A 3,216-nucleotide genomic window follows, 5' to 3' on the forward strand; every position below is an offset into this window, starting at 1 on the left:
GCTTGAATTCGGCAGCCAGCTCAGGGAAGGCCTGGGCGTAGTCATCGAAACGTTGGTTCCACTCGGCCTCGGCCTTGGCGCCCGCGTCTTTTGCAACCTGCAGGTCTGCGAGTGGTTGCGCTTCCAGGCGATCGCCAGCATCACCACCACCGTGGTGATGGTGGTGATGAGCATCGGCGCCAATGCGATGAAGTGTTGAGTGGTGAATTCCATAGCGCTCTTACCGGGCCGAAGCGAGTTGAGTGAAAGCGGAACCGAGCCACTGCTGCACACCGCTCATGGTGGCGGCAGAGGTGTCGAGGAACGGCTGCGGGTACACGCCGAGCACGATCAGCAGCACGGCCAGGCCCAGCACCATGATCAGCTCGCGGCTGTCCATGCCGGCCAGGACGGTGTCGGCCTTCGCCGGGCCGAAGTAGGCGCGGTGGATCATGATCAGCGAATAGACCGAACCGAAGACCAGGCCCGTGGTGGCAATCACAGTGATCCATGGCACGTGGGCGAAGCTGCCCAGCAGAATCAGGAACTCGCCGACGAAGTTGCCAGTGCCAGGCAGGCCAAGCGATGCAGCGGCGAAGAACAGGCTGATGGCGGGCAGGTACGCGATGCGGTGCCACAGGCCGCCCATCTGGCGCATGTCACGGGTGTGCAGACGCTCGTACAGCTGGCCGGACAGGATGAACAGCGCGGCAGCCGACAGGCCGTGGGCCAGCATCTGGATCACCGCGCCTTGCAGGGCTTGCTGGCTGCCGGAGTAGATACCGATCAGCACGAAGCCCATGTGCGAGACGCTGGAGAAGGCGATAAGACGCTTGATGTCGGTTTGCGCGAAGGCCAGGAAGGCACCGTAGAAGATACCGATCAGGCCCAGGGTCATGGCGATGGGCGCGAACTCTGCCGAGGCGTTCGGGAACAGCGGCAGGGCGAAGCGCAGCAGGCCGTAGGCCGCAGTCTTCAGCAGGATGCCCGCCAGGTCCACGGAACCTGCGGTCGGCGCCTGGGCGTGAGCATCAGGCAGCCAGGAGTGGAACGGCACCACCGGAAGCTTCACCGCAAACGCAATGAAGAAGCCCAGCATCAGCAGGTACTCGGTACCGGCCGGAAGTTCCGCCTTGAGCAGGTCGCTGTAGTTGAAGGTGATGACCCCGGTGTTGCCGTAGTTCACCAGTACCAGGGCGAGGATTGCCACCAGCATGATCAGGCCGCTGGCCTGGGTGAAGATGAAGAACTTGGTCGCCGCGTAGATCCGGGTCTTCTTGCCATCGGCCGAGCTGTGACCCCAGAGCGCGATGAGGAAGTACATCGGCACCAGCATCATTTCCCAGAAGAAGAAGAACAGGAACAGGTCCAGGGCCAGGAACACACCGACCACGCCACCGAGGATCCACATCAGGTTGAGGTGGAAGAAGCCGACGTGGCGCTGGATCTCTTTCCACGAGCACAGCACCGACAGCACGCCGAGCAGGCCGGTCAGCAGGATCATCAGCAGCGACAGGCCGTCCAGGGCCAGGTGGATGCTGATGCCGAAGCGCTTGATCCACTCGACCTTGTATTCGAGGGTCCAGGCCGGTTCGGCGCCCGGGGCAGGGGCCAGGGTATAGTCGCCGGCGCCCCACAGCCATAGGCCGATACCGAGCAGCAGGGACATGGTCAGCAGTGCGATCCAGCGGGGCAGGGTGGCGCCGAAGCGCTCACCCAGCCAGCACAGGAGGCCGCCGATGAAGGGGATCAGGATCAGCCAAGGCAAAATCATGACGGGTTGGTTTCCTTTGGCAAAGTCGCAAGATTCATTGTCATACCGCGGCCACTACCACAGCGCCCAGTACCAGCACGGCACCGACGGCGATCGAGGCGGTGTACCAGCGCAGTTGGCCAGTCTCGGTCTTGCTCATGGCAACGTGGCCGCCACGGGCCATCCGAGGAATCAGGCCGATGCCGCGATCCACCGGGTCCTTGCGCAGGAGGTGGCAGATCAGCAGGTACGGTTTGACGAAGAGCTTGTCGTAGATCCAGTCGAAGCCCCAGGCGGCGAACCACCAGGCCGACAGGATACGGCCGATGCTGCTGTTGGCGATCGCGGTTGCCAGGCGACGCTTGCCCAGGAACAGCACGGCGGCCAACAGGATACCGGCGATGGCGATGGCACCCGAGGCGATCTCCAGCGAGTGCTTGGCTTCGCCGCCGGCATGGCCGGCGCCTTGCGGCAGCACGCCTGCCAGTGGTGGGTGGATCCAGGCGCCGACGAAGGTCGACAGCACGATCAGCACGCCCAGCGGCAGCCAGTGGCTGATCCCGTGGCCGGCATGGGCTTCGGTCTTGGCTTCGCCATGGAAGGTGATGAAGATCAGGCGGAAGGTGTACAGCGAGGTCATGAACGCGCCGAACAGGCCGGCGTACAGCAGGTTGCTGTTGCCGCTGGCGAAGGCTTCCCAGAGGATTTCGTCCTTGGAGTAGAAGCCTACGGTCAGGATCGGCAAGGCCGCCAGGGCCGCGCCACCGACCACGAAGCTTGCGTAGGCCAGCGGCAGTTTCTTCCACAGGCCGCCCATCTTGAAGATGTTCTGCTCGTGGTGGCAGGCGTTGATCACCGCACCGGAGGCAAGGAACAGCAGGGCCTTGAAGAAGGCGTGGGTCATCAGGTGGAAGATCGCCGCATGCCAGCCACCCACGCCCAGGGCCAGGAACATGTAGCCGATCTGGCTCATGGTCGAGTAGGCGAGGATGCGCTTGATGTCGGTCTGTACCAGTGCAGCGAAGCCGGCCATTACCAAGGTAATGCCACCGACCACGCCGACCAGGTGCAGGATGTCCGGCGCCAGGGTGAACAGGCCGTGGGTACGGGCGATCAGGTAGACACCTGCGGTCACCATGGTCGCAGCGTGGATCAGTGCCGAAACCGGGGTAGGGCCGGCCATCGCGTCGGCCAGCCAGGTCTGCAGCGGCAACTGGGCGGATTTACCGACCGCACCACCCAGCAGCATCAAGGTGGCCAGGACCATCCAGGTGTCGCCAGCCTGGAATTTCTGCGGTGCCAGCACCAGCAGTTCCTGCACGTTCAGGGTACCCAGCTGGACGAACAGGATGAACAGGCCGATGGCCAGGAACACGTCGCCGATGCGGGTGACGATGAAAGCCTTCAGTGCCGCGTTACCGTTGTTGCGGTTGCTGTAGTAGAAACCGATCAACAGGTACGAGCACAGGCCCACGCCTTCCCAG

Annotated in this window: 2 protein-coding genes and 1 pseudogene; all 3 read right to left on the reverse strand. The window is 63.5% G+C overall.

Translation table 11 applies throughout. The features are described 5' to 3' along the window. Positions 1-92 precede the first annotated feature (92 nt). Positions 93-213 (reverse strand): annotated as a pseudogene (locus tag ACQKPE_RS26030) (hypothetical protein); the annotation flags it as partial. Positions 214-220: 7 nt separating this feature from the next. After that, entirely contained in the window at positions 221-1,753 is a 1,533-nt protein-coding gene (gene nuoM / locus ACQKPE_RS26035; protein WP_375101741.1) for an NADH-quinone oxidoreductase subunit M, read from the reverse strand. 40 nt (positions 1,754-1,793) lie between these two features. Next, on the reverse strand, positions 1,794-3,216 hold a 1,423-nt coding region (nuoL, locus tag ACQKPE_RS26040; RefSeq protein ID WP_427669576.1), incomplete at its 5' end, for an NADH-quinone oxidoreductase subunit L.

The sequence above is a fragment of the Pseudomonas sp. NPDC089554 genome, assembly GCF_050280645.1.
In the GTDB taxonomy this organism is placed as follows: Bacteria; Pseudomonadota; Gammaproteobacteria; order Pseudomonadales; family Pseudomonadaceae; genus Aquipseudomonas.